Consider the following 26335-nt stretch of genomic DNA (forward strand, 5'->3'; position numbering starts at 1 on the left):
ATAAAGGGGTGCGTAATGAAATATTGAAGTGTAGAATGTAGTGTTAAAAGTCGATCTCGCTACTTTCTTTCTTTTTCTTCTTTTCCGCTTTCTTAAGTTTTTTGAGCTGTTTTTTAGAAGGGCCAAGGTTTACGTCTTCTGCACCGCTACCTTTACTTTTCTTATCCTTCTTTTTCTTTTTCATGGCTTTTTTGTCAATGGCACCACCATTTTGATCTGCTTCTTGATCTTCAATTGGTTTTAAGCTGTCTTTATGGAAGTCCATTCTATAAGACCCCCCAATTCCAAAAAATATACGTGTAGGTGTATTTTTAAGACTAGCTCCCATATTAAAATCGAACTGCAGGTTTTCTTTTAATAAATGGGCAATACCTCCACGTATCAATACATCTGAGTACCGATCGCTATCAATGCCTTGGTGTTCTACAAAAACACTCCATTTTGGGTTTCTAAATGCATGGGATAATGATATGGTATAGCTGAGCTCAGGGTCATCTGTGCTTATACGGTCATATGCGGTGTTGGTAATTAATACGAACCTTGGAGTCAAACGACTTTGGGTAGCTATCATACCACGATAAGAAATGGTTGGTTCACCTATATAAAAAGGATTATCGCCTAAAACAAAATTTGCTCCACCGTATAAAGAAACTGCGGGCAGTAAATTCTTAAATTGAAATTTATGATTGGCTCTCCAGCTATAAAGGTTGGGTTTGTTGGCTTCAGGATTTTTAAATGGGTCATAGATCAAGTATTTTAAACCTAATCTATTTCTAGAAAAATCTCTTCGCTTGCCCTCTAGGTCAAAATTCAAAAATGTTATCTTTTGATCTTGAAAAGTACCTTCGTAATTAAGTTCTAATCTTTCGAATAACAAACCATATCGTAATGAAACATCGGTTCCCCAAATATTCGATTCTGTATTTAGAATGGTGTGGTCTCTTTGTTCATAGAATAATCCCATTTCTGCCTGTACCACATTTTTGCCAACCGCGTAAGCGCTCACAGAAACTCCAGGTCTATTAGAATTTATTACATCTGTATATTGAGAAATACCTATTAACGGTATTAGAAATAATAAAGCGAATACGTATTGATATGATTTAGAGTAGGCAAAAAGACTATTCATGAACACGATTTTATATATATTTTAATAATATGATTCTACATATACAACGTGATAATTGTATTTTTGATATATATAAGCAGTAATAAATGGCTTTTTTAAAAACTATATTAATTATTCTTTTGGTCTATTACCTTCTAAAAATATTAGCAAGGTTATTTGCGCCAAAAATTTTGAATTACGCAGCAAAGAAAACTGAATCTCATTTCAGACAAGCTTTTGATAATCAACGCCCATTTAATGAACAAGAAGATGAGAGTGTAATTATCAATAAAAAAACCACTAGAAAAAAGAAGGATTCAGAAAAAGTAGGTGAATACATTGATTTTGAAGAGCTAGACTAGTTATCTTTGCTTAAACACTACTTTTAGCAAATGAAGCAAGGCTTAAAATTCTTTTTCATCAATTTTTTTGTTGTCGTATTTTTCATCATCGCCGCCTTGGCTTATTTTAGTCCGGTTCTGCAGGGTAAGGTTATGTACCAGCATGATATTGCTCAATATACCGGTATGGCCAAAGAGCAGAACGATTTTCGAAAAGCTACAGATCAAGAACCGTATTGGACCAATAGCGCTTTTGGGGGCATGCCAACGTACCAATTAGGAGCAAATTACCCACATAATTACATTAAAAAATTAGACCGTTTAATTCGGTTTTTACCAAGACCGGCAGATTATCTATTTCTATATTTCATAGGTTTTTATATTCTACTGTGTTGTTTAAAAGTGGATTTTAAGTTAGCTGTAATTGGTGCGCTTGCCTTTGGTTTCTCTACTTACTTAATAATAATTTTAGGTGCCGGACATAATGCTAAGGCTCATGCCATGGCATACCTACCTATGCTTTTAGGTGGTATTGTATTGGTTTTTAGAAAAAAATATCTGTGGGGCTTTGTTTTAACCGCTTTGGCCATGGCTTTGGAAATTACGGCCAACCACTACCAAATGACCTATTACTTTATGTTACTTGTATTGGTTTTGGGTGTGGTTTATTTGATATATGCCATTAAGGATAAAAAATTGAAGCATTTTTTCACTTCGGTCGGTATATTGTTGATAGCCGTAACTTTAGGTATTGCCGCCAACGCTACAGGGTTAATGGCAACTAAAGAATATGCTGATTGGAGTACGCGAGGTAAAAGTGAATTAACGATCAACCCAGATGGTTCACCTAAAGAAGACACTGGAGGATTAAGCAAAGCTTATATTACTAACTGGAGTTACGGTATTGCTGAATCGTTGAATTTATTTGTTCCTAGACTTTTTGGTGGCGCAAGTCAAGAAAATTTAGGAGAGAATTCAAAATCTTATAATTACCTAATTGATAAAGGTTTGGCCAGATCTAGTGCTTTGGATTTTGTTAGTGGTCTACCTTTGTATTGGGGAGAACAACCAGGTACTTCAGGACCGGCTTATTTAGGTGCGGTGATATTTTTTCTATTTGTTTTAGGGTTGTTTTTGGTAAAAGGCAAGCATAAATGGTGGCTACTGTTTGGCTCTTTGTTGTCATTAATACTTTCATGGGGAAAGAATTTTAGTGTATTGACAGATTTTATGATAGATTACTTTCCGCTATACGATAAGTTTAGGGCGGTGTCTTCCATTCAAGTTATATTAGAGCTATGCGTACCTGTTTTGGCAATATTGGCATTGAAAAAGCTATTTAAGGATAAGGTGCCACATGCCGATAAGATCAAATCTTTGACCTTAGCTACAGCTACAATCCTAGGGCTTGGGGTTGTGTTATTTTTATTTAAAGGAGCTTTTCATTTTGTGGGTGCTGCCGATGATAATTTGAGAATGACAGGGTTAGAGGAGCTTCCGGAAATGCTTCGTTTAGATCGTAAAAGTGTTTATACAAGTGATCTATTGCGTTCTTTAGGGTTTGCTTTGGCAACCGCTTTATTGATCTGGTTGTATTTGAAAGAGAAATTGAAAATGAATTTCTTGATTATCGCTGTTGGTATTTTAGTGGTGGTAGATTTGGTTGGGGTTGATCTACGTTATGTGAACAATGACAATTTTGTGTCTAAGCGTAAAATGCTTGAGCCATTTCAAGAAACTACCGCCGATAAAATTATTGCTAAAGATGATGGTGTTTTTCGTGTATTTGATCAAACCGACGGATTTGACTCTGCTAAAACGGCTTATTTTCATCAAAGTATAACGGGGTATCATGCCGCAAAACCTGCCGGTATGCAAGATTTGTTTAATTTCCACGTCTATAACGGTAATCTGTCTGTCTTGAATATGATGAACATTAAGTATGTTATAAGGCAAGATCAAGAAGGAAATACCTTTCCTATTGAAAACCCTAATGCCAATGGTAATGCTTGGTTTATTTCTAAACTGAATGCGGTCAATAATGCCAATGAGGAAATAATGGCACTTGACAGTTTAGATACTAAGAATATAGCCGTATTTAACGCTACTTCATTTGCAGATGTTAAGCCAATGGAATATCAAGTGGATTCTACGGCATCTATTGAATTAATAGATTATGAACCCAATCACCTAATATATCATTCTAAAAACAGCAATGAAGGTGTAGCTGTTTTTTCTGAAATGTATTACAAAAATGGTTGGAATGCTTATATAGACGGAAAACAAAGTGATTATTTTAAAGTTGATTATGTATTAAGAGCACTTTCGGTACCTTCTGGGGAGCATAAAATAGAGTTCAAATTTGAACCAGAGGTTGTAGCTACGGGTAGTAAAATTACTTTAGCAAGTACTATTTTATTGGGACTGGTAATTGTAGGTGGTTTAGGTTTTTCTTTTTGGAGGTCTAAAAAAGAAGAAGAAGCATAATGAGAAAAGTGCTGGTCATTACGTACTATTGGCCACCTGCTGGCGGACCAGGAGTGCAACGTTGGCTAAAGTTTGTGAAATACCTTAGAGATTTTGGTATTGAACCGGTACTATTTATTCCTGAGAATCCTCATTACCCCATGTTAGATGATACTTTTTCTCAAGATGTACCCACTGATATAAAAATCTATAAGCATAAAATTAAAGAACCTTATCGCATTGCTTCACTCTTTTCAAGTAAAAAAACGAAGCGTATTAGCTCTGGAATTATACAGACGAAAAACCAATCTTTTATAGAGAAAGTTCTTTTGTGGGTTCGCGGAAACCTTTTTATACCCGATGCAAGAAAGTTTTGGGTAAAACCATCTGTAAACTTCCTAAAAGATGTGTTGGCTAAAGAGGGTATTGATACTATAATAACTACTGGTCCTCCACACAGTGTGCATTTAATTGGCTATTATTTAAAACAAGGGAAACCTGTACATTGGGTAGCGGACTTTCGTGATCCTTGGACAACTATTGGCTATCATAAGAAATTGAAATTAACCAAATCGGCAGAAAAGAAACATAAACTATTAGAAGCTAAAGTTCTTCACACGGCAGACAAAATTATAGTTACTAGCAGTACTACAAAAAAGGAATTTGAAAACATTACAGGTCAACCAATAAAGGTTATTACCAATGGGTTTGATGGGGAGTTGCTGACTGATGATGGGTTAGATTCAAAATTTACCATTTCACATATAGGGTCATTATTAAGCGGTAGAAATCCCGTGAAATTTTGGTCGGTTTTGGCACAAATGGTAGATGAATTTCCTGCATTTAAAGAGGCATTAAGACTACAGTTTATAGGTGTTGTCAGTGATGAAATACTATCAACTATAAAAGAAGTAGGATTACAGGACTTTATTGAAGTTATAGGATATGTTTCTCACCAAGAAGCTTTGGTATATCAACGAAAATCTCAAGTATTATTACTGGTAGAAATAGATTCTCAGGAAACCATTGGAATTATACCAGGTAAACTGTTTGAATATATGGCGGCCAAGCGACCAATTTTAGGAATAGGACCTAAGAATTGGGACGTAGAAAGTATTGTTGAAGAAACTAAAACGGGCTATATATTTGAACATTCTGATGATATTGAACTGAAAAATGTAATTTTAAGATGGTTTGAAAATTATCAGAAAGGGCAATTAAATATTATTGCGGACAATATTGAGCAATTTAGCAGAAGAGAGCTCACCAGAAAATTGGCTGAATACATCTAATGGGTATCGTACTAAAACAATCTCTAAATAATACAATTGTTACCTATATAGGTTTTGCGATAGGAGCTGCCAATACCTTGTTTTTGTATACCAATTTTATGCAACCAAGTAATTACGGTTTAATACAGGTTATTTTGTCCGTGTCTTCAGTTTTAATGCCCATTTTAGCATTTGGTGTTCCCAATAGTTTAGTCAAATTTTATTCAAGTTTTAAGGATCAAAAGAATCAAGATTCATTTTTGACTTTAATGTTGATCTTGCCTTTGTTCTTAATCATACCGGTGGCAGTGGCTAGCTATGCCGCTAATGATATGATAGGAAATTTGCTTTCTAGACAAAATGATGTGGTTAGGGAGTATGTGTGGCATATTTTTTTGGTAGGTATGGCAATGTCATACTTTGAAGTCTTTTATGCATGGGCGCGAATTCAAATGAAATCGATGTTCGGCAATTTCATGAAAGAGATTTTTTGTAGGGTAGGGCAAACCGTATTACTACTGCTATTGTATTTTAAGTTGATAGATATATCATTTTTTATTAATGCTTTGGTAGGCTTCTATATTGCGAGAACATTAATAATGAAATTATATTCTTATAGCTTACGTTCTCCTAAATTAGATTTTCATTTTCCGAACAATTGGAGAAATATTGTAAAGTATAGTGCTTTAATAATTTTAGGAGGTTCTACTGCTATTGTATTGATGGAGGTAGATAAGGTTATGTTGAATAATTTTTTGGAGCTTGAAAATGTGGCTTTTTATGCTGTAGCTGGTTTTATTGCATCAACCATTGCAGTGCCCTCAAAAGCAATGCATCAAATTACATATCCGTTAACGGCAAATTATTTAAATAGTAGGGATATACCGGCTCTTACGCAATTATACCAAAAAAGCTCGTTAACACTGTTTATAGTCTCCGGCATACTTTTTTTATTGATTTTATTGAATCTTAATGAGCTTTATGAATTGTTGCCGAATAAATATGCTGGCGGTTTTATGATCGTATTTTGGGTTGGTTTGGCAAAGGTGTATGATGCGCTTTTAGGGAACAACAGTGCTATACTTTTTAATTCAGATTACTACCGGTCTATTTTGTTTTTTGGTGTATTGTTAGCGGTTTTGGCTATTCTTTTTAATCTCTGGTTGATTCCGAACTACGGTATTAACGGTGCGGCAATAGCTAGTTTCAGTGCCTTTTTTATTTATAATTCATTGAAATTGGGCTACGTAAAAGCAAAGTTTCAAATGCAGCCTTTTACACATGAGACAATTAAAGTATTGCTTTTGCTGATTATTATAGCAGTGATGTTTTCAATATTTTCATTTTCTTTTCATCCGCTAGTTAATATTGCGTTGAAAAGTATTTTGATGATTGCGCTTTATGTAGGTGTTCTATATCGATTTAAAATATCGGAGGATGTGTATGCATTCTTGAATAAATATTTAAAGTTTTAATTACATCTTATTTTCGTTTTGCTTGGTCGATTTTTGAATGCCGTATTGTTGTTTGTATATTTTTACAATAATCAAGAATAAGTTTATAATTAATGGGCCAAAAATAAGTCCTACAAAACCAAAAAGAGGTATACCGATTAATACACCAATTAAGGTAATTAACGGGTGAGTGCTATCTAATTGTTTTAAAACGAAAAGTCGAATGACATTATCGGTCATACCCACCACCAAAATACCATAAAGCAAAATTCCCCAAGCCTGAAAGTCTTCGCCATTGGCAAGGCTCAATACAAACACTGGAAATATTCCTATAAATGTTCCTATAAAAGGAATCATGGATCCAATAGTAACGATTACAAACCAAAATAAGGGGTTGTCTACACCAAAAACATAGAACCCGATAAGAGCGATAATTCCTTGAGCTAACGCAACCAGTGGTATGGCAATGGCATTGGAGCGTACCACACTATCAATCTCCTTTCCCAAAGTCATTAAATTTTTATTACTGAGCGGAATATATTCTAAAAGAGACTCTTTTAATTGTTTTGGGCTCTTTAACATGTAGTACAATAGAAATAGCAATATGCCCAATGAAATAAGCACATTGAAAGTGCCACTGGCAAAACCTTGCATATTATCCGTTAACCAGCCTGAAGCTTGTTTGGGGTCAATAGTAGATGAAATGTCATACTCTATATATTTCTCTACTTGAAAAAGTTGATCTTTAAACGCCTTGGTAACTTGTTCAGATTTGTCTGCCAAATTACTTAGTTCAGAACTTAACATAAACCCTGCTGCGGTCAACGGAATAAAGATGCCAATAAGGGAGGCAAAGATAAGTAGCATAGCTGCCCACATTCTTTTTATCCCTTTATTGATTAATTTGAGCATCCATTTTCTAAGAACTACGTAAAGCGTAAGGGCTCCTAAAACTCCAGAAATATACGGAAGCATGTATTTGATAATCAATCCGCCTAAAAAAATAATCAGCGACAATATGATAAGTTGTCTAAGAATCTTATGGTTGATTTTTTTCATTTCGGTTTTTGATGATGGATTGTTAACTGGGTGAAAATTAAACTTATATAGGTAGCATGGTTAACTCACTTAAGTATTTTAGTAGTTCTAAAGTATTTAAATGGATAACTAATAAAACAGAGTTAACTTTGGACTTAAGATGATTTTGAAGCAGACGCATATTGTTCAAGAACTAACTGGTCCAATTAGGTTGCAGGAATACGGAGTAGGGATATTTCAACAGATTTCTACCAAATCCGCTTTAAAGAAAGCACTTAAAAAAAATCAGATTACGGTAGATGGGGTAGTGGGCAGTACGGCAACTTTTATTAAAGGTGGGGAAATTATAATATATCATGTCACAGAGAAAGACACCAACACTAGATTGGTTCTTACCTTAAATGTTATTTACGAGGATGAGTATATGGCGGTAATTAATAAACCAGCAGGAATTTTAGTAAGCGGTAACGGATTTAAAACCGTGGCTAATGCACTAGCTCAAAACCTTTCTCCTAGTACATTGTTAGATGCCGTAAGTCCAAAACCGGTACATCGTTTAGATTATGCAACTACTGGATTGCTTCTTGTTGGGAAAACCAGTAGTGCAATTACAGCACTCAACAAATTATTTGAACATAAAGAAATTACTAAAACGTACTATGCCGTAACCATTGGTTCACAAATACCAGCTGGGGTTATTGATGATGCTATAGATGATAAACCTGCTAGTTCTAGTTTTAAGGTAGTAAAATCACTGAAGTCTGAACGTTTTTCATTTTTAAATCTGGTAAAGCTAAATCCGAGATCGGGGCGAAGGCATCAACTTAGAAAACATTTACTATCTATTGGAAACCCCATTTTGGGCGATGCTACTTATTTTCTTGAAGGGTTGCAATTAAAGGGTAAAGGTCTGTACTTACATGCCGGCACCTTAGAGTTTATTCATCCTTTTACCCAAGAGAAAATGAAGATAGTTACTAGTTTGCCTAAAAAGTTTAGAAAATTATTTCCTGAGGAGGGATTATTGCATTAAAAAAGCGCCGCAATGAATGAATTCATTACGGCGCTTTACAACTAACCAACCTAAAAACTTATTTTAATTTCTTCTACTACTTCTAGTTGCAGAACTTGTTCTAGAGCTTGAGCTTCTAGAAGGAGCTTTACTTACAGATCTTGAATTAGAACTTCTACTTACCGTACTTCTAGAAGGACTCTTGGTCGCTTTTCTTGTAACAGTGCTACGCTGTGTTCTGGTATTTGTAGCAGTTCTAGTATTTGCACTTCTGCTAACGGGTTTCTTGTACGTTGTAGTACTTCTTTTTACCGTAGTACTTTTTGGTGTACGTGTAACCTCTCTTTTTGTAACCGTTCTATTTGGCGTACTACGATTTACTGTAGTACTTCTTTTAACTGTTCCGTTATTAGAACTTCTAGTAACCGTTCTGCTTTGTGTAGTTCTACCACTATTGGTATTACTACGTCTAACAGTAGTAGATCTATTGACCGTTGAGTTTCTATTGTTTCTTGAAGTATTGTTAGCGGCAACCGATCTACCGGTTCTTAATCCATTGTCTCTTTTAGCCACTGATCTGTTACTTCTGTATGTATTATTTCTTACGGCTACACGCTTATCGTTTCTATAAATTTTAGTTCTGTTATTTCTTACTTTATTATATCTATACTGCTTACCAACATTTACATAAGCCCTTCTGAAATTATTTCTATAAGGTCTGTAGTAAGAATATCTTACTGGTGTGTAATATCTTCTGTACGGACTATTGAATACCAAACTAAATCCTACTGCCGGTCTAACGAACCATCTATGGAAAGGACGGTACACATAGTTTCTGTTGTAAATATTGATATAACCGGTATGGTAATCATAAAAACCACGGTTGTTATAGTATACGTACATACCACCTATACTACGTACTCTGTTGTTTCTGTAATTGATATTAACATCACCAATTTGATTAACACGACCATAATAGTCATAATAAATAGGCACATTTTCTACTTGAATTACAGCACCATAATCATCATATTGAGCAAATGGACTATAATCGTAACCTGAATTGAACGTTACTCCGTTTCTACTTCCTGTTACCTGGTTTTCAATATAAAAATCAAATTCACCATCTGGGTAAACAGAAAAAGTAATTCCGTTTTCTATAAAAATAAATGAGTTGTCATATCTATAAGTATTGCTGTTTGCAACCTTATCTTCGCTAATACCTGAAGCGAAAACACCTGTGGTGCTAAAAATCATCGCTGTAAAAAGGAGTACTAAGTTCTTCATAATATAAGGTTTAACTCTGCCCCGTGGAGCAGTTGTTCTAAATGTAATTATTTACATTCCCTTAGTACATTACAAACAGCGTGCCAAAAATCAAAACCATTAATTATAGCACTGATAATCAATGGTTTGTAATATATTTAAATACTTTGCTTTTGGAGTAAATTTAATTTATTTTCTCTTTTAGGTAGTTCGCCGTGTACGATTTTTTGCTTTTTACAACCTCTTCTGGAGTACCTTCGGCTAATAATTGTCCACCATTTTCACCACCACCTGGACCAAGATCTATAATGTAGTCTGCACATTTAATTAAATCAATATTATGTTCAATGACTACAATAGAATGTCCTTTCTTAATAAGTGCGTAAAATGATTTCAATAGTTTTTGAATATCATGAAAATGTAATCCCGTAGTTGGCTCATCAAAAATGAAGAGCGCTTTTTCTTTGGTACTACCTTTAATCAAAAAAGAAGCTAATTTAATACGTTGTGCCTCTCCACCGGAAAGGGTAGATGAAGATTGCCCCAATGTTACATACCCCAAACCAACATCTTGTAAAGGTTTTAGTTTAGTGACTATTTTGGTCTGCTCTCCGGTTTCAAAAAACTGAATAGCATCGTCAATGGTCATATTAAGTACATCGTCTATATTCGCATTATTGAAAGTGACCTCAAGTACTTCTTTTTTAAATCGTTTACCACCACAGGTTTCACATTCCAAATGAACATCTGCCATAAACTGCATTTCTACGGTGATTTCACCTTCACCTTTACATTTTTCACATCTACCGCCATCGACATTGAATGAAAAATGCTTTGCTTGGTAATTTCTGATCTTGCTCAGTTTTTGGCCAGCGAACAAACTTCTAATATCATCATATGCCTTTATGTAAGTTACAGGATTAGAGCGTGAAGATCTCCCGATCGGATTTTGATCTACAAATTCTACATGTTTAATATGTTTGTACTTGCCCTCCACAGAAGTATGCTGACCTGCTTTTTCTCCATACCCACCAGTTTCTTTAAGTACTATAGGATATAACAGTTTTTTGACCAAAGTACTTTTTCCACTACCGGATACACCTGTTACTACGGTTAACATATCTAAAGGAAAAGTAACATTGATGTTTTTAAGGTTGTTTTCACGAACACCGTTTATAGTAATATGGTTTTTTGAAGTTCTACGTTCTTTAGGAACCTTAATCTCCATTTTACCATTTAGATACTGGGCCGTGAGCGATTTTGACTTAAGTATTTCCTTAAGTGTACCTTGAGCCACTACTTCGCCGCCATGTGTACCGGCTTCCGGACCTATATCTATAACCACATCTGCGGCCTTCATGATATCTTCGTCATGTTCAACCACTATAACGGTATTGCCCAGATTACGTAAGGATAGTAAAACCTCTATCAAATTTTCAGTATCTCTTGGGTGTAGTCCAATACTTGGCTCATCTAAAATATACATGGAACCTACCAAACTACTACCTAAAGAGGTTGCTAGATTTATACGTTGACTTTCTCCACCAGATAATGTATTGGATTTTCTGTTAATGGTTAGGTAATTTAAACCCACCTTATCCAAAAATCCTAACCGTGTGTTTATTTCAACTAAAAGTCTTGCTGCAATGGTTGCGTCACTTTCATTTAATTTAAGGTCGTTAAAAAACAGAATCAGTTTTTCTATGGATAACCCTACCAATGAAGAAATGGAAGCTCCGCCAACTTTCACATAATCTGTCTCCGGACGTAACCTTTTGCCATTACAAACATTACATTTGGTTTTACCTCTATATCTTGAGAGCATTACCCTGTTCTGTATTTTATAGCTTTTCTCTTCTAACATTCCAAAGAACTTATGTAGTCCTATAAAATGTGCATTACCATCCCAAACCAATTGTTTTTGCTCTTCAGTAAGTTCAAACCAAGGTTTATGAATTGGAAAATCAAATTTATATGCTGAGTTGACCAACTGATCTCTATAAAAACTCATGCTATCTCCTCTCCATGGGAAAATCGCATTTTCGTAAACCGATAATGCCGTATTTGGTACAACCAGATCTTCATCTATACCGATAACATCTCCGTACCCTTCGCACTTTGGACAAGCACCGTAGGGATTATTAAAGCTAAAGAGATGAACATTCGGTTCAAGAAATGTAATACCATCTAATTCAAACTTATTACTGAAAGGTGTTTGTTTGCCATCTGCCAGTTCCTCGATCATACATTCGCCCTTACCTTCAAAAAAGGCAGTATCTACGGCATTTGCCAATCTATTGTAAAAATCTTCGTCGTCTTTGGTAATGATTCTGTCAATTACAAGATCAAACTTTTTGCCAATATCCTTGGGAGCTTGATCTATTCGCATTACACTGTCATTATATTTAATACGTGCGTAACCTTGTTTTGAAAATAATTCCAATGATTTTGTGGCATCTCTATCTTCACGAATGGTAATAGGTGCTAAAAGTAAGAGCTTGGTACCTTCGGTATAAGCATTTACATGATTAACAACATCTGTAACAGTATGTTTTTTTACTTCGTTACCAGAAACAGGGGAGTAGGTCTTACCAATACGCGCAAACAAAAGTTTTATGTAGTCATAAATTTCAGTGGTTGTACCAACGGTTGATCTAGGATTGGTAGAATTCACTTTTTGCTCAATTGCAATAGCTGGGGCTATACCTTTAATATAATCTACCTTAGGTTTATCCAATTTGCCCAAAAACTGTCGGGCATAGGATGATAAGCTTTCTACATAGCGTCTTTGACCTTCTGCGTACAAGGTGTCAAAAGCTAAACTAGACTTTCCAGAACCTGAAAGTCCTGTAATGACCACAAGTTTATTTCTAGGTATAACAACATCAATATCTTTTAGGTTGTGCAATTTAGCACCCTTGATTATAATGTTTTCTTTCGGATTTATTTCGGTAAGTGTAGGCATACAAATTTCTAAGAATACAAAGATACGCTTTGCCTTTTTTCTGAACTAAAAAATGCCGTTTATCTAAAAATGGAGTAAGAAATTTTCACATTTTTATAAGAGTATTTATTTTTTTATATCTTTGGAATCTCATTTTAATTCAACACGCCTATAACGCAACATTACTTTTTAAGTTAGAATTTAACCATTAGACCCTTATTCATTTTGAATTTGGGACTGCATTTTAACCCTACAAGTAACGTTATGGTAGTACAAGTTGAAGATTCCCAATTAGTAAAGCAATATATTCAAGGAGACGAAAAAGCTATTGAAGCTTTAATCAATCGTCATAACTCTAGGTTAACAGGATTTATCTATTCTAAAGTAGGTGACCGTGAACTTACCGAAGATATTTTTCAAGATACCTTTATGAAGGTTATACGAACCTTAAAAAGAGGTGCCTACAACGAAGAGGGCAAATTTTTACCATGGGTAATGCGTATAGCTCATAACCTTGTTATAGATCATTTTAGAAAGCATAACAGAATGCCAATGTATAATAGCAAGGAAAGTTATAATATCTTTTCATTGTTAGGTGACGATAAATTGAATGCGGAAAAGCAATTGATAAAAGAGCAAATAGATACTGATCTATTGAGAATGATAAAAGAGCTACCGGAGGATCAACAAGAAGTTTTAGAGATGCGTATATATAAAGATATGAGCTTTAAAGAAATTTCCGATAATACGGGTGTGAGTATTAACACTGCGTTAGGAAGAATGCGCTACGCTTTAATAAACCTTAGAAAGCTTGTTGAGGCCAATAATATAGTTTTAACGAATTAATTGGTCTTAGGTCGAGTGGATCTACTATCTTCATCCATGTGTCGTTCTTTAGATGAACCTAAACAACAAATAGCATGGAAAAATTATACACTAAGAACCAGAATAACACTAAAGTAGTAAAGGCTAAACCAGAAACTATTCAGTTTTTACTGTCTTATTCTAAATCTTTAAATGTAACTGAGGCAAAAGGATTGCAGTTTGAAACTAATTTGAACTAAGAACAATCTTACATCATATATAAACCCTTAAGCTAAGCTTAAGGGTTTTTTCATTTCTACTACTTTTTTATTATCAAGTTTTTTTTGTTGTAGTATTTATTCTTGTAGGACAAATAATATATTACCTCTTCTTATATATATGTATTCTATTGTATTAGCAATACTTAAGGGCTTTCAGTGAGATTTTGGAATTCTTACAATTTGCCCGCCGAACTATACTAAATACTATTTATTGTATGGAAATATACTTTTTCGATGTTTCACATCAAAAAAACGCGGTTTGACAACATACTTTTTCCTACAGCCCCCCTTTTCTCTAGTTTTATATCAGAAATAAAAAACAAACCAATTAACTAAAAAGATTTTCCCAATCTTAACCAATTAAAGAAAGTAACTCGTATGAAACTACAAATTGAAGACTCAGAATTAGTTAAGGATTATATCAACGGAAACGAAGGTGCCCTTGAAATTTTAATTAACAGACACAATCAGCGTATTACTAGTTTTATCTATTCTAAGGTTTTAGATAGGGATATTACAGAAGATATTTTTCAAGATACTTTTATTAAAGTGATCAAAACTTTAAAAAGAGGTAAGTATAGTGAAGAAGGTAAATTTTTACCTTGGGTAATGAGAATTTCACATAACTTGATCATTGACCACTTTAGAAGAAACAAAAGAATGCCAATGTTTGAAGGCAGCGATGACTTTAATATTTTCTCTGTAATTGGAGATGATAAGTTAAATGCCGAAAAACAACTAATTAAAAATCAAATAGATACTGATCTTAGACAATTGGTAGAAGAATTGCCAGATGATCAAAAAGAGGTTTTGTTAATGCGTATCTATAAGGATATGAGCTTTAAAGAAATCTCAGAAAATACTGGTGTAAGTATAAATACAGCTTTAGGTAGAATGCGTTATGCTCTTATTAACCTTAGAAAAATCATTGAAAAAAACAATATAGTTCTTACGAATTAATAGAGGGTAAAAATTAAATAAACAATATTTCCAAATTTGCTGCGTTATTTTATTGTAACAACGTAGGAAGTATGGAAAAAATTTACTCAGATTACCAAGAACAGACAGGATTTAATAAAGTATGTCCTAAAACAATCAATTTCTTGTTGAGCTATTCACAAGCGCTCTTTGAATTTGAATACGAAGATTTAGAATTCGAAACATTTTTGAATTAATAAAAAAACCCGCTAACTGCGGGTTTTTTTATTTTTATAATAATCATTTAAAACCGTTTTTCTACCAATGGTCTTGGTGATTATGTCTTTTTCAAGATCCCAGCCTCTAGCGGGTGAATATTCTCTACCATACCAAATAATCTGTAAGTGAAGATCGTTCCAAATTTCTTTTGGAAATAGCCTCTTGGCATCTTTTTCGGTTTGTGCCACATTTTTACCATTGGTGAACCCCCACCTATATAGTAGCCTGTGAATATGTGTGTCTACCGGGAAAGCAGGAATTCCAAATGCTTGTGAGATTACTACACTCGCTGTTTTATGGCCAACAGCAGGTAATTCTTCTAAATCTTCAAGATTTTGGGGAACCTCACCATTATGTTTTTCTATTAAAATTTTTGATAATCCGTAAATACCTTTTGCTTTCATTGGCGATAAACCAACGGGTTTAATAATTTCCCTAATTTCATCTATGCTCAGTTTAATCATGTCATAAGGGTTGTCCGCTTTTGCAAAAAGTAAGGGGGTTATTTTATTTACCCTAACGTCTGTACTTTGGGCAGACATTAATACTGCAATTAATAAAGTATAAGGATCTTTATGATCTAAGGGAACAGGAATTTCTGGATATAACTCTTGTAAAGTATCAATTGTAAAAGCTATTTTTTCGGCTTTCGTCATTAAATGTTTAATTTTGATTGAGAATATTTAAACACAAATTTAAAAAATATCATAGATGAATACGTTAAAAGTTGGTGATAAAGTACCATCATTTTCTGCTAAAGATCAAGATGGCAATACTGTGAATTTATCAGATTATAAAGGAAAAAAACTAATAGTATTTTTCTATCCAAAAGCAAGTACACCTGGTTGTACCGCAGAGGCTTGCAATTTACGCGATAATTATGCGGAATTACAATCACAAGGTTATGAACTTTTAGGAGTAAGTGCCGATTCTGAAAAAAGACAAACAAATTTTAGAAACAAATATGAATTTCCTTTTCCGTTATTGGCAGATGAAGACCATACGGTAATCAATGCTTTTGGGGTATGGGGTTTAAAGAAATTTATGGGTCGCGAATATGATGGTATTCATAGAAAAACCTTTATAATTGATGAAGAGGGGATAGTCACTAAAGTAATAGATAAGGTAAAGACCAAGGACCACGCAGCTCAGTTATTAGATTAATTTTGTAGACTTTTAAAATACTAAAAATGCCCACTATTGTGGGCATTTTTTATTTTTTGGAATCGAAGGTAGAAAACTTATTCAGCTTCTTGATCTTCGGTTTTTCTGGTAAATAATTGTTTTTGTTTTATAATTTCGGCAATACCTTCTGGTAACATTTCTTCCCAGCCATCTTCATTGTTCATCAACTTTTTAAGCACATCTCTAGAGAAAATATGCATAACGTCTGGTTCGTAATCAATGATATCCATAACCTTACCATTGTATTTAAAGAATTTGTACAATTCTTTCATACGAGGGTGAACCTTAACGTTGTTACTTGTCATGATCTGCCCGGTATCTGGGTTTTTCATTGGGTATAGGTATACCTGTAAATCTTTAAAGAATAGTTTACCAAAAGCCTCAAGTATGCCACCACTTAAATGACGATAATACTTTTCATCGAATATGTCTACAAGGTTATTTACACCCATTGTAAGACCAATTCTGTTTTTGGTATAATTGTTAAAGTATTCTACCAATTTATAATACTCCTGGAATTTGGAAATCATTACCGAATGACCAAGTGAACATAGTAATTCTGCCCTGTCCATGAAATCTTGTTCATCAATTTCACCAGAAGCTTTTAAGTTGGAAAGTGTTATTTCAAAAATGACAATAGTGTTATTTTGGTCTACACCTTTATCTCGTATAAAAATATCATAAGACTTTTCGAACATATCTAAATTAACCTTGGTTACGGGTCTAAAACTACCACGTAAAGCCAATATGTTCTTTTTGTAAAGCACGGCCGCAGGTAAAAGGTTGTTACCGTCAGGACCGAACATTACAGCATCTGTCATGTCATTTTTAATAAGTTGCAAACTCATTAAACGGTTATCCACTTCTTTGAAATTTGGACCGGAGAAGTTGATCATGTCTATTTCCAATGTATCCTTATCTATATGGTCATATAAATATTTCAACATTTTCTTTGGTTTATGATACTTGTAAAAAGCACCATATATTAAGTTTACACCAAGAATTCCTAGGGTTTCTTGTTGTAGTCTTGCTTCGTTCTGCTTAAAACGAATATGTAATATAATTTCGTCAAATTCTTTTTGCTTAGGGTCTAATTGGTATCTGATTCCAACCCAGCCATGACCTTTGTATCGCTTAGAAAAATCAATGGTCGCTACTGTATTCGCATAGGAGAAAAATAATCGGTCAGGGTGGTTTTCTCTACTAATTCGCTCTTCCATTAACTGCATTTCGTAATCTAGCATGGTCTTTAACCTTGCTTGGGTTACATAGCGTCCGTCAGATTCTACACCGTAAATAGCATCACTAAAATCTTTGTCATAGGCACTCATTGCCTTTGCAATGGTACCAGATGCACCACCGGATCTAAAGAAATGACGGGCGGTTTCTTGCCCGGCGCCAATTTCTGCAAAAGTTCCGTAGATATCCGGATTTAAATTTATTCGTAAGGTTTTTGCCTTTATAGAAGGAATATTTTCAAAGACACTATCTCTTTTTAATACCGATGCCATTTTGTTAGCTGTTTAACTTTTAACAAAGTTATAAAGAATGGTTGTTACAAAGGGCAATAGCTCCAAAAAATTGGAAGAAGTTTTGGTAATTGTTTTTATTGCCTCTCAATTATGTTAATCTCTTTAATTTCCATCATTAATTTTATTAAAAAGGAATTAAATTTGTAGCACATGACCAATAAATTAAGTGTTACTTTTTTAGGAACGGGGACTTCTCAGGGTATTCCAATTATTGGTAGTACACATCCTGTTTGCTTAAGTAGTAATGAGAAGGATAAAAGGCTAAGGGTTTCTGTCTTACTTTCATGGAAAGAGTTTAACTATGTAATTGATTGCGGTCCAGATTTTAGGCAACAAATGCTAAGGCAGCATGTTAATCGTCTAGATGGTATTTTGTACACCCATGAGCACTCTGATCATACGGCTGGTTTAGATGATATTCGCCCATATTTCTTTAGGCAAGGTAATATTCCTTTGTTTGCTCATAGCAGGGTAGTGGCCTCATTAAAAAAGCGTTTTGATTATATTTTTGAAGAGAAAAACAAATATCCTGGTGCGCCAACGGTAGATATTAATTTGGTTAAAAATAATGAGCCATTCTCAATTGGGGATACATTAGTAACTCCTATTAATGTTATGCATAACAAGGTGCAGGTATTTGGCTACCGAGTGGGCGACTTTACCTATTTGACAGATGTTAAGACCATAGCCCCAGAAGAATTGGAAAAGATTAAAGGTTCTAAGGTAGTGGTGGTAAACGCGCTACGTATTGAACCGCATATTTCTCATTTTAACTTAGAAGAAGCACTTGCCTTTATTGATTTGATTCAACCAGAAAAAGCATATTTAACACACATAAGCCACTTACTTGGTTTTCATGATGAAATAGAAAAATCATTACCGAGTAACGTTCATTTGGCTTACGATAATTTAACAATCACCATTTAATTATGAAGAATAAAATATTTCTTTACCTGTTTTTATTTGTATCACTAATATGTCTGTATTTATTTGTCAGTAGTAATAACATAGTGAAAGCAGGGTCTGAGAAAATATCTATGTTGGAAAAACAAGTTGAAGTTTTAAAAGATTCAGTACAAACATCATCTTTAAAGGTTTTGGATATGCAGTATTTTTCATTGGAAAACAATGATGATGCCTTGGCTTATTTTGATCACTTGGATTTAGAAAACCCTGCAGGTTATATTGCCGATAAACTACTGGAAACCAATGCGCAAAAAGGTGATAATCCATTAGTTCCGTATGAAGGTATGCAGAACGATTTTAAGATCAATAAAATAAAAGTTCTTAACCATAAATGGATTTTAACCGATTTTTCCGATGGAAAATACTGGGGAGAACTTTTAATCAGATATGAGTTAAAAGATGATCTTGGTGTAGACTTTACACTAGTTGATCACTTGCTTTATACCCGTAGTAATTAAATCTTAGTTGAAATCCATTTTTTTAAAGAATAGAAGTTCTGTGGAGCTACGCCATGCCCGGCAGGGAATTCTTCAAAAACATGTTTTATGTTCAGTTTTTCCAATATTACCGGTGCTTTTCTAGCCCAATCAATAGGGATTACCTGATCCATATCACCATGTGAAGAATAGAAATTTAAATGGTCGAAATTGTTTTCTTTATAAGTTTCAACCAATATATTTTCATTAATGTACCCACTAAGAGCAATAATATTCTTTACTTTTTCAGGGTATGATAGGGCAACGGCATAACTTAGAATGGTACCTTGACTAAAGCCTAGTAAGTTTACATTTTTTTCATCTAAGCCATAAGTGGAGCAAGCTTCGTCAATGAAATTTTTTATTTTGTCACGAGATGCTATGGCTTGATCGTCATCGCTCCATTTTCCTTTTTCGTTATCAAAATTTATGGCATACCATGCATATCCATAGGGTTGTAAAATATATGGGGCACGTACCGAGATAATACATAATTCCTGTGGCAGTTCAGAGGCAAATGAAAAAAGGTCATCTTCATTACTACCATAGCCATGCAGCATAAATAGTACCGGAGGCTTTTTGTCGGTCAATGAAGAAGGTTTTATAATATGTTCTAAGGATAGGGGAGCTGTTGTCATTTTATTATTGGATAAAGGTGAACCACTTTTGAAAATAAGGACCTACAATAGGCACAATTTGTTCTTTGTTGCTAAGGGCGCCAATAAAGCCGTATACCCATAACACAATGTAACAAAGGTATAAACCATATAATGCATATTGGTTAAACCAAACGCTTGAGAAAATAGCAAATCCGTGGAACATTAAGTGTAGCCCAAAAGCTTGGCGTGTATGTACTCTGGCAAACGTATGTTTTGGTTCATTGTTCATAAATAAAGCTATTATTGCTCCAATTATGGTTAAGTATGCTATTACTGCTATATTTTTTCCAGGTACATCGGTAGATTTCTCCATTACTTATTTAAAATGATTTGATTATTAGAAATGCTTCCAACGACTTTTCCTTTCATGGTCTTACCTAAAGCTATAGCATTTTTACTAGAGCTGTAAATATGCTCATCAGAGAATTCAAAAGTATCTTCGGTTGTGAATAAGGTTAAATTGGCAGCTTTACCGGTTTCAATTTCAGGTTCATCCAACCCAAATATGGAACGTCCTTTGGTAAGTATAGCTATGGTTTCTTCTACACCAAATATATCATTGAGCGTACCAAATGCACTTTCTAAACCAATGGTTCCAAATTCGGCATTGTCAAATTCTACATGTTTAAGTTCAATATTCAGGGGTGTATGGTCTGTCGTTACCAAATCAATAGTTCCGTTTTTAACTGCTTTTTGTAATGCTTTAATGTCAGCAGAAGTGCGTAAAGGTGGCATGACCTTAAACTGTGTGTCAAAATTTTCAAGTTCACTGTCTGTAATCGTTAGATTGTGCACAGCAACACTGCAGAACACTTGAAGTCCTTTCTTTTTTGCGTCGGCAATTAATTTTACAGAGTTTGCAGAGGATACAGTTGGAATAAACAATTTGCCGCCAGTATATTCAAGAACAAAAAGGTCTCTTGCAATTTGTAATTCTTCGGCTAATGTAGGTATGCCTTTTAAGCCTAATTTGGTGCTGGTAATGCCTTCATTGACAATTCCTTTTCCAGAGATGCTTTTATCCAAAGGAAAAGAGAATACCATACCTTCAAAATTTTGAGCATATTGCAGGGCTATCTTTAAAAGGTTGGCATTGCCCATTGGTCCTTTGTAATCATAAAAGCCAAGCGCCCCGGCATTTTTCATGTCATAAATTTCGGCAAGAACTTCTCCTTCTCCTTTTACGGTAAGATTCCCTAGCGGATATAGATTGGTTAGCTGATTTTTGGACGCATTTTTAAGGTATACGATATCCGATGCCGAATCTGGAGTTGGATGGCTGCTGGTATTTAAAACTACATCTGTAAATCCACTTTTTGCAGCTGTCAATAATCCGTTTTCTATGGTCTCTCTTTCCTCGTAACCTGGCTCGCCAAAATTTACACCACTATCAAACCAGCCGATGGAAACATGTAGGTTCTTTATATCAATAACCTTTGTTTTGCCACTAGGCTCTATCTTGCTTTCAATGGCGTCTATTATACCATTTTTAATCAGGATATCGCGTTTTTTTAAATGAAGATGATTTGTACTCCCATTTACTATCGTTACTGATTTTAAAAGTATGTTCATAGGGCTACAGAGGGTTCGTTATTAGCTTATTTTAAAAATCTTTGAAGTAAGGTTTCTATTATAACAAATACCAATGCTAAAATAGCAAACCATTTCCAAAACTCGTTTATGGCATTGTTTTTTTGACTTTCTAAAAAGAAATTGGAAATGGATGTACTGCTGTTGTTTTCCGGTAATGGTGAATACAACAACTCACTTTCTTTTCTATTTTCATTAAAACTGATATGTCTAAGAATACTATCGTTATGAACAACTTTATAAATACCGGCATTTTTTGGATTTTCGGCAAAATTGATCTGTACTTTATTAGGTAGTATACGTTGTTGAGGAATAAACTCATTTACGGAACTACTAATTTTAATAATATCGTCTTGTTGCAAGTTTAGTGGTATTTCTACAGAAATATCAGTACCAAGATTGGCATACAACGGTGGAATTTTTAAACTGTTTACTCCCATATTGTAAAAAGACGGAACTATTAACGGGGAATTTATGAAGTTTGAGTTGTTGGCATTTAATGCTGCAGAGAAGAAATAAGCATTAGAATCTCCTACCAAATAAGGGTCTTTGTTTTGAAGCGCTATCGCAACAGGACCTTTGGTACTTATTTTAAAGTGTTCATTAACTTTTGGATACTGAAAATTGGACACCTTTTTATCAAAGACGTTTTGAAATAAGGGATGTCCCGTTTTTATTTCCGATATGGATAATTCCTGGGCTGATGAATTGCCGTATTGTGTGGCATAATGTGCCGATGATAGGTCGTTGTATGAATTGTTGTTGCCTTTTACAGCGGGTATAAGTGTAAAGCTACCTCCGTTTTTAGTTAAGGTTCTCAATGCTGTTACAAGTGAGCTAGGTAGGTTCTCTATTTCATTTAGAACTACTAAATCTTGGTTTTCAATACTGCTGTAATTTAATTGATCTAGTGTACTATTGGTAAATACAAACTCATCATCTGTATAAATACGTTCTAAGAACCCTGAAGGAGAATTGCCAATAGCCAGTACCTTGATCTTTGGGTTTTTATCAATATTAAAGTAAAATTCATTATCATAGGATAATCCATTATCTGAAATGGTGATCTTACCTAGAATAGTCTCTTTCGCATTCAATGTAAAACTAACTTCGGTCTTTTTAGATCCATTGAACTTTGCTGCTGTTTTAGCAATAAGTTTGTCATTGTCAAATAATGACACTGGTATGGATTCTTCTTCTGTATTCGTTGATAAATAGGCTGTTAGCTCAATGTTCTCATTGGTTCTGTTACTTATGAAAATAGAATCTAAAGAGGTATTTACTATGAAGTTACTATCCGGTTTTATGTATTTAATATGAAGATTATCAATAGGGTCGGTCTTAGAAATGGTACCCAATCTTTGTTGAAAATCAGATATAAGAACTAAGTTCTTTTGAGTTCCGGCGTTCTTACTAAAAAAGGTATTTCCCCTTAATATGATTTCATCGATTTTTAATTGTTCTGAAGAAACATTAATATTCAATAGCTCATTCTGTATTTCACTTATCTCTACATCTTTGAACACCTCTTTGTTAGTAAACAAGGTAAAGCGTGTGTCCGTTGGTGCGTATTTAATGAAATCTTGAATGGTATTTTGAAAAAGATTTCCGTTTTCAATTTGGGCGTTCATACTAAAAGAATCATCCAAGTAGAACACAATTTCTTTTTCTTGTAATGCCGTATCGTTTGCAAAGAATGGTTGAGCAAAAGCCAATACCAAGGCAGCAAGAATCATCATTCTGGATATGAGCAACAACCATTTTTTTAGGGTGCTGCTTTTTCTAGATTCAGAGACAACTTGTTTTAAGAACTTTACATTTGTAAAGGGTGTTTTCTTAAATCTGCGTAATTGAAAAAGGTGAATTAATATAGGAATGATTAGTAGTAAAAGACCCCAAAGAAGTTCTGGATATTTAAATTGCATTCCTGTTTTTGATTAATGCAAAGATAATTATTTTGAATTTAGAAGTTTGTTAGTTGGCCACTATTATTTTTATGAAGGTCGCTTAACAGAAAAAGAAATAATCTACTGCTGTTTTTTTATTCAATTCATTAAAAAAAGAGGTAATGTTCAGTTGGTCTTCTTCATTGGCTACGGTAATTATGGATTTAGTGTGAGAAATTTTGCGCAACGCAGAGAAATGATCAAGGCGTACATCATAAATGTCCTTACCTATTTTCTTTTCGTTATCACAAACCCAATGAAAAGGTATATTTTTTTTAACCAGTAAATTGGCAATTGTTTTTCCTTTTTTTCCCGCGCCCCAAACTACAAGGTTGTCGTTTGCTTTTAATTCAAGCTTTAAGAAGTAATGTAGTTTTATATCTAAAAAGTAGTTTTGCGCATAATGTTCGCTAGTACGTGATGTTCTAATGTCATAATCTCGCCAATAGTGTAGGGTAGTGGTGCAGGGTAAACATTTTAAGCCCTTTTCATAAAAACGAAATGCCAAGTCATAATCTTCCGGGTATCTATTAGGCTTAAATGCACCGCATGCGTCAAAGTCAGACCTATGTACCATCCAACAAGGGGAGGGAATTACACATTCCTTGTATATTTCCTTAAAATTATCGCCCGTTGCGGTTAGCTTGTTCAACCACTTTTCATAACGGTCATAACCGTTTTTTACTCCTTTTTTTGAAAAATATTTCACTTTTCCTATAGCAAGAGTTTCTTTTCCATGAGTAGCCAGTGATTCCGCCATAATCTTAATACGGTCTTTATCCATGTAGTCATCGGCATCCATCCTAGAAATATAATCACCCTTACTGTGTAGATAAGCTTTTCTTAGGGCCGTTATAATTCCGGCTTCATCATTGTCCAGTATTTTAAACCTAGCGTCTTTAGCTGCAAATGATTTGGCTATTGTTACACTTAAGTCATTAGAGTTGTCATTAACGGCAACTACTTCCCAATTGGTATACGTCTGTTTTTGAATAGAATCTAGACATTCTTCAAAATATTCGGCTACATTTTTAAAGGGAATTAAAATACTTACTAGTGGTTCATGCATTGTGGCAAGGTAATAAATAACTGAAATTCAACCTTTTCATTTTTTAAAAAAGAACTAATAGTATTTAGATGAAAAATAAATTAGAAAAGGCTTTATTAGAAAAGAAAACCTTTATATATTTGCACCCGCATTCAGGGAATACCTGATGAGGCACTCAGGAGAAATGGCAGAGTGGTCGAATGCGGCAGTCTTGAAAACTGTTGAGGGTCACACCTCCGGGGGTTCGAATCCCTCTTTCTCCGCTTAGGAATTACCAAATTCTGCTAAAAGCCCGTAAACACTATGTTTATGGGCTTTTTTAATTTTTCATAATATCATCTAAAATCATATAATATCAAATAAAAGGTGCGTGATTCGGTGCGTAAATATTTATACTAAAATACGCACCTAATAAGTCGTTAACTATTGTTGTATAGGGGTTTACGTGTAATTTGCATTTGTATTTTTTGTACCTTATAGTGCGATAAAAACCACGCACCGATGAAAACTACATTTTCAATCCTATTTTACCCAAGAGGTAATGACATTGACAAAAACGGTAATGCTCCTATTTACTTAAGAATAACGGTAAATGGTAAGCGTAGCGAGTTGAGCATAAAACGAAAGGTGTTATTGAGTAGATGGAACTCTGAGGCTGGAAAGGTTCGCGGAACGACAACTGATGTTCGTGAGCTTAATAAGTATATGGACACTATTAAAGTTAAAATCTACAAGATTCAGGAAACGTTATCTGAGAATCAAGAGCTGGTCACGGCTGAAATTATTAAGAATGTTTATTTAGGCAAAGGAATACATCATAAGATGCTACTTGAAATTTTCCAGAATCATAATGATAAGATTGAACGTTTAGTAGGGAAAGAATTTGCTCCTGGAACCATAGAGCGCTACAAAACAGCAAAGAAACACGTTTCAGATTATATAAATTTAGAATATAACCTTGAGGATATTCCAGTAAAAGATGTAGACCATAAATTTATATCGGGCTTAGAATACTACTTAAAAACAGAACGAAAGTGCGCGCATAACACAGCTATTAAGTATGTCACAAATTTCAAAAAAATCATACGTATCGCTTTTGCTAACGATTGGATTCAGAAAGACCCATTTGCAAATTGGAAAGCTAAACTTAAAATAGTTGAGAGAGAATTTCTTACCGAAGAAGAAATTCAAAAGATGGTGGAAAAGGAATTACATACAGAACGTTTGGACCAAGTCAAAGATATCTTTCTCTTTTCTTGTTTTACCGGACTTGCATATGCCGATGTAAAGAAGCTTTCGCGCAACGATATCGTAATTGGTATAGATGGTGATAAGTGGATTAAAATAAAACGTTCTAAAACCGATACGCGAAGCAGTATTCCATTATTACCCACAGCTATTGATATTTTGAAGAAGTATGACGACCATCCTGATGTTTCGAATAAAGGTAGACTACTTCCGGTATTAAGTAATCAAAAAATGAATGCCTACATTAAGGAAATAGCGATACTTTGCAAAATAACAAAGAACCTAACTTTTCACTTGGCGAGACATACGTTTGCAACTACAGTAACACTATCAAATGGTGTTCCTATTGAATCTGTAAGCAAAATGCTTGGTCACAAATCTTTAAGAACTACGCAACATTACGCCAAAATTTTGGATAGAAAAGTGAGCGAAGATATGAAGATACTCAAGGCTAAAATGCAGGCTTCAACCCAAGCAGTAAGACAAATAAAATAGGTTTTTCA

24 protein-coding genes and 1 tRNA gene are annotated in these 26335 nt (G+C 34.3%); 14 read left to right on the forward strand and 11 right to left on the reverse strand.

The features are described from left to right. Positions 1–43: 43 nt before the first annotated feature. Complete coding sequence (locus B2Z27_RS01810) at positions 44–1129, reverse strand: transporter (protein ID WP_091605171.1); 1086 nt, start codon at positions 1127–1129, stop codon at positions 44–46. A gap of 86 nt (positions 1130–1215) precedes the next feature. Here B2Z27_RS01810 and B2Z27_RS01815 point away from each other — a divergent pair, with 86 nt between their 5' ends. From B2Z27_RS01815 to B2Z27_RS01830, 4 genes are read left to right on the forward strand one after another with little or no spacing between them, the layout of a single operon-like run. Then, complete coding sequence (locus B2Z27_RS01815; RefSeq protein ID WP_058103190.1) at positions 1216–1470, forward strand: DUF4834 family protein; 255 nt, start codon at positions 1216–1218, stop codon at positions 1468–1470. A 30-nt stretch (positions 1471–1500) separates the two neighbouring features. After that, positions 1501–3936 carry a YfhO family protein gene (locus tag B2Z27_RS01820; protein WP_286812338.1) on the forward strand — a complete coding sequence of 812 codons (2436 nt, stop codon included), beginning with the start codon at positions 1501–1503 and terminating at the stop codon, positions 3934–3936. Continuing rightward, positions 3936–5207, forward strand: coding sequence for a glycosyltransferase family 4 protein (locus B2Z27_RS01825; protein WP_286812339.1), 1272 nt, complete (start codon positions 3936–3938; stop codon positions 5205–5207). Before B2Z27_RS01820 ends, B2Z27_RS01825 begins: the two co-directional genes overlap by 1 nt. Continuing rightward, complete coding sequence (locus B2Z27_RS01830) at positions 5207–6661, forward strand: lipopolysaccharide biosynthesis protein (protein ID WP_286812340.1); 1455 nt, start codon at positions 5207–5209, stop codon at positions 6659–6661. Before B2Z27_RS01825 ends, B2Z27_RS01830 begins: the two co-directional genes overlap by 1 nt. On the opposite strand, the gene B2Z27_RS01835 is transcribed toward B2Z27_RS01830, so the two are convergent. Continuing rightward, entirely contained in the window at positions 6662–7699 is a 1038-nt protein-coding gene (locus tag B2Z27_RS01835) for an AI-2E family transporter (RefSeq protein ID WP_286812341.1), read from the reverse strand. It lies immediately after the preceding gene. A gap of 139 nt (positions 7700–7838) precedes the next feature. Between B2Z27_RS01835 and B2Z27_RS01840 the strand changes: the two genes are divergently transcribed. Then, the gene (locus B2Z27_RS01840; RefSeq protein WP_286812342.1) at positions 7839–8711 is read left to right on the forward strand and encodes an RluA family pseudouridine synthase; all 873 of its coding nucleotides are present in this window, start codon (positions 7839–7841) and stop codon (positions 8709–8711) included. A 63-nt stretch (positions 8712–8774) separates the two neighbouring features. Here the strand turns inward: B2Z27_RS01840 and B2Z27_RS01845 are convergent, their stop codons facing one another. Both B2Z27_RS01845 and uvrA read right to left on the reverse strand, forming a co-directional pair. Next, positions 8775–9977 (reverse strand): hypothetical protein, encoded by a 1203-nt coding sequence (locus tag B2Z27_RS01845; protein WP_091605152.1) that lies wholly within the window; start codon positions 9975–9977, stop codon positions 8775–8777. Between the two features lie 163 nt (positions 9978–10140). Then, the gene (uvrA, locus tag B2Z27_RS01850) at positions 10141–12921 is read right to left on the reverse strand and encodes an excinuclease ABC subunit UvrA (protein WP_286812343.1); all 2781 of its coding nucleotides are present in this window, start codon (positions 12919–12921) and stop codon (positions 10141–10143) included. A gap of 243 nt (positions 12922–13164) precedes the next feature. Between uvrA and B2Z27_RS01855 the strand changes: the two genes are divergently transcribed. The 4 genes from B2Z27_RS01855 to B2Z27_RS01870 all read left to right on the forward strand — a co-directional run bounded on the left by B2Z27_RS01855 (position 13165) and on the right by B2Z27_RS01870 (position 15160). After that, the gene (locus tag B2Z27_RS01855) at positions 13165–13746 is read left to right on the forward strand and encodes an RNA polymerase sigma factor (protein WP_058103182.1); all 582 of its coding nucleotides are present in this window, start codon (positions 13165–13167) and stop codon (positions 13744–13746) included. A gap of 74 nt (positions 13747–13820) precedes the next feature. Beyond that, positions 13821–13964 carry a hypothetical protein gene (locus B2Z27_RS01860; protein ID WP_167342518.1) on the forward strand — a complete coding sequence of 48 codons (144 nt, stop codon included), beginning with the start codon at positions 13821–13823 and terminating at the stop codon, positions 13962–13964. 399 nt (positions 13965–14363) lie between these two features. Further along, positions 14364–14945 (forward strand): RNA polymerase sigma factor, encoded by a 582-nt coding sequence (locus tag B2Z27_RS01865; RefSeq protein ID WP_058103181.1) that lies wholly within the window; start codon positions 14364–14366, stop codon positions 14943–14945. 71 nt (positions 14946–15016) lie between these two features. Further along, positions 15017–15160: a hypothetical protein gene (locus tag B2Z27_RS01870; protein WP_167342516.1), complete on the forward strand. Its 144-nt coding sequence runs from the start codon at positions 15017–15019 to the stop codon at positions 15158–15160. 12 nt (positions 15161–15172) lie between these two features. Here the strand turns inward: B2Z27_RS01870 and B2Z27_RS01875 are convergent, their stop codons facing one another. Beyond that, positions 15173–15838 (reverse strand): endonuclease III domain-containing protein, encoded by a 666-nt coding sequence (locus B2Z27_RS01875; RefSeq protein ID WP_286812344.1) that lies wholly within the window; start codon positions 15836–15838, stop codon positions 15173–15175. Positions 15839–15893: 55 nt separating this feature from the next. On the opposite strand from B2Z27_RS01875, the gene bcp reads away from it, so the two are divergent. Next, positions 15894–16346: a thioredoxin-dependent thiol peroxidase gene (gene bcp, locus B2Z27_RS01880; protein ID WP_058103179.1), complete on the forward strand. Its 453-nt coding sequence runs from the start codon at positions 15894–15896 to the stop codon at positions 16344–16346. Between the two features lie 77 nt (positions 16347–16423). Here bcp and B2Z27_RS01885 read toward each other — a convergent pair whose 3' ends face one another. Continuing rightward, on the reverse strand, positions 16424–17878 hold the full coding sequence (locus B2Z27_RS01885; protein ID WP_058103178.1) for a hypothetical protein: 1455 nt from the start codon (positions 17876–17878) through the stop codon (positions 16424–16426). Between the two features lie 171 nt (positions 17879–18049). On the opposite strand from B2Z27_RS01885, the gene B2Z27_RS01890 reads away from it, so the two are divergent. Both B2Z27_RS01890 and B2Z27_RS01895 read left to right on the forward strand, forming a co-directional pair. After that, on the forward strand, positions 18050–18826 hold the full coding sequence (locus tag B2Z27_RS01890; protein ID WP_071341901.1) for an MBL fold metallo-hydrolase: 777 nt from the start codon (positions 18050–18052) through the stop codon (positions 18824–18826). A 2-nt stretch (positions 18827–18828) separates the two neighbouring features. Beyond that, a complete protein-coding gene (locus B2Z27_RS01895; protein ID WP_286812345.1) occupies positions 18829–19323 on the forward strand; it encodes a hydrolase in 495 nt (164 codons plus the stop codon). On the opposite strand, the gene B2Z27_RS01900 is transcribed toward B2Z27_RS01895, so the two are convergent. The 5 genes from B2Z27_RS01900 to B2Z27_RS01920 all read right to left on the reverse strand — a co-directional run bounded on the left by B2Z27_RS01900 (position 19320) and on the right by B2Z27_RS01920 (position 24605). Then, positions 19320–19979: an alpha/beta hydrolase gene (locus B2Z27_RS01900; protein WP_058103175.1), complete on the reverse strand. Its 660-nt coding sequence runs from the start codon at positions 19977–19979 to the stop codon at positions 19320–19322. The genes B2Z27_RS01895 and B2Z27_RS01900 overlap by 4 nt on opposite strands. Before the next feature lie 4 nt (positions 19980–19983). Further along, positions 19984–20313: a hypothetical protein gene (locus B2Z27_RS01905; protein ID WP_058103174.1), complete on the reverse strand. Its 330-nt coding sequence runs from the start codon at positions 20311–20313 to the stop codon at positions 19984–19986. Further along, the gene (locus B2Z27_RS01910; protein ID WP_286812346.1) at positions 20313–21572 is read right to left on the reverse strand and encodes a dihydroorotase; all 1260 of its coding nucleotides are present in this window, start codon (positions 21570–21572) and stop codon (positions 20313–20315) included. The genes B2Z27_RS01905 and B2Z27_RS01910 overlap by 1 nt, the downstream gene beginning before the upstream one ends. A 26-nt stretch (positions 21573–21598) precedes the next feature. Next, positions 21599–23515 carry a BatA domain-containing protein gene (locus B2Z27_RS01915; protein WP_286812347.1) on the reverse strand — a complete coding sequence of 639 codons (1917 nt, stop codon included), beginning with the start codon at positions 23513–23515 and terminating at the stop codon, positions 21599–21601. An 82-nt stretch (positions 23516–23597) separates the two neighbouring features. Continuing rightward, the gene (locus tag B2Z27_RS01920; RefSeq protein WP_286812349.1) at positions 23598–24605 is read right to left on the reverse strand and encodes a glycosyltransferase family 2 protein; all 1008 of its coding nucleotides are present in this window, start codon (positions 24603–24605) and stop codon (positions 23598–23600) included. 157 nt (positions 24606–24762) lie between these two features. On the opposite strand from B2Z27_RS01920, the gene B2Z27_RS01925 reads away from it, so the two are divergent. Next, a tRNA-Ser gene (locus B2Z27_RS01925) sits at positions 24763–24847 on the forward strand. 238 nt (positions 24848–25085) lie between these two features. Next, positions 25086–26327 (forward strand): site-specific integrase, encoded by a 1242-nt coding sequence (locus B2Z27_RS01930; RefSeq protein WP_114492131.1) that lies wholly within the window; start codon positions 25086–25088, stop codon positions 26325–26327. Positions 26328–26335: the final 8 nt, after the last annotated feature.

Origin of the sequence: Maribacter sp. UBA3344 (genome assembly GCF_002362375.1) — a bacterium.
Classification (GTDB): domain Bacteria; phylum Bacteroidota; class Bacteroidia; order Flavobacteriales; family Flavobacteriaceae; genus Maribacter; species Maribacter dokdonensis.

Excerpts from the sequence above, each read along its gene's own strand:
- B2Z27_RS01905 (WP_058103174.1), bottom strand. The coding sequence starts at position 20,313 with ATGGAGAAATCTACCGATGTACCTGGAAAAAATATAGCAGTAATAGCA.
- B2Z27_RS01830 (WP_286812340.1), top strand. The coding sequence starts at position 5,207 with ATGGGTATCGTACTAAAACAATCTCTAAATAATACAATTGTTACCTAT.
- B2Z27_RS01895 (WP_286812345.1), top strand. The coding sequence starts at position 18,829 with ATGAAGAATAAAATATTTCTTTACCTGTTTTTATTTGTATCACTAATA.
- B2Z27_RS01900 (WP_058103175.1), bottom strand. The coding sequence starts at position 19,979 with ATGACAACAGCTCCCCTATCCTTAGAACATATTATAAAACCTTCTTCA.
- B2Z27_RS01920 (WP_286812349.1), bottom strand. The coding sequence starts at position 24,605 with ATGCATGAACCACTAGTAAGTATTTTAATTCCCTTTAAAAATGTAGCC.
- B2Z27_RS01855 (WP_058103182.1), top strand. The coding sequence starts at position 13,165 with ATGGTAGTACAAGTTGAAGATTCCCAATTAGTAAAGCAATATATTCAA.
- B2Z27_RS01875 (WP_286812344.1), bottom strand. The coding sequence starts at position 15,838 with ATGACGAAAGCCGAAAAAATAGCTTTTACAATTGATACTTTACAAGAG.
- B2Z27_RS01810 (WP_091605171.1), bottom strand. The coding sequence starts at position 1,129 with ATGAATAGTCTTTTTGCCTACTCTAAATCATATCAATACGTATTCGCT.
- B2Z27_RS01835 (WP_286812341.1), bottom strand. The coding sequence starts at position 7,699 with ATGAAAAAAATCAACCATAAGATTCTTAGACAACTTATCATATTGTCG.
- B2Z27_RS01870 (WP_167342516.1), top strand. The coding sequence starts at position 15,017 with ATGGAAAAAATTTACTCAGATTACCAAGAACAGACAGGATTTAATAAA.
- B2Z27_RS01820 (WP_286812338.1), top strand. The coding sequence starts at position 1,501 with ATGAAGCAAGGCTTAAAATTCTTTTTCATCAATTTTTTTGTTGTCGTA.
- B2Z27_RS01815 (WP_058103190.1), top strand. The coding sequence starts at position 1,216 with ATGGCTTTTTTAAAAACTATATTAATTATTCTTTTGGTCTATTACCTT.
- B2Z27_RS01865 (WP_058103181.1), top strand. The coding sequence starts at position 14,364 with ATGAAACTACAAATTGAAGACTCAGAATTAGTTAAGGATTATATCAAC.
- B2Z27_RS01885 (WP_058103178.1), bottom strand. The coding sequence starts at position 17,878 with ATGGCATCGGTATTAAAAAGAGATAGTGTCTTTGAAAATATTCCTTCT.
- B2Z27_RS01890 (WP_071341901.1), top strand. The coding sequence starts at position 18,050 with ATGACCAATAAATTAAGTGTTACTTTTTTAGGAACGGGGACTTCTCAG.
- bcp (WP_058103179.1), top strand. The coding sequence starts at position 15,894 with ATGAATACGTTAAAAGTTGGTGATAAAGTACCATCATTTTCTGCTAAA.
- B2Z27_RS01840 (WP_286812342.1), top strand. The coding sequence starts at position 7,839 with ATGATTTTGAAGCAGACGCATATTGTTCAAGAACTAACTGGTCCAATT.
- B2Z27_RS01860 (WP_167342518.1), top strand. The coding sequence starts at position 13,821 with ATGGAAAAATTATACACTAAGAACCAGAATAACACTAAAGTAGTAAAG.
- B2Z27_RS01845 (WP_091605152.1), bottom strand. The coding sequence starts at position 9,977 with ATGAAGAACTTAGTACTCCTTTTTACAGCGATGATTTTTAGCACCACA.
- B2Z27_RS01825 (WP_286812339.1), top strand. The coding sequence starts at position 3,936 with ATGAGAAAAGTGCTGGTCATTACGTACTATTGGCCACCTGCTGGCGGA.
- B2Z27_RS01910 (WP_286812346.1), bottom strand. The coding sequence starts at position 21,572 with ATGAACATACTTTTAAAATCAGTAACGATAGTAAATGGGAGTACAAAT.
- B2Z27_RS01930 (WP_114492131.1), top strand. The coding sequence starts at position 25,086 with ATGAAAACTACATTTTCAATCCTATTTTACCCAAGAGGTAATGACATT.
- B2Z27_RS01915 (WP_286812347.1), bottom strand. The coding sequence starts at position 23,515 with ATGCAATTTAAATATCCAGAACTTCTTTGGGGTCTTTTACTACTAATC.
- uvrA (WP_286812343.1), bottom strand. The coding sequence starts at position 12,921 with ATGCCTACACTTACCGAAATAAATCCGAAAGAAAACATTATAATCAAG.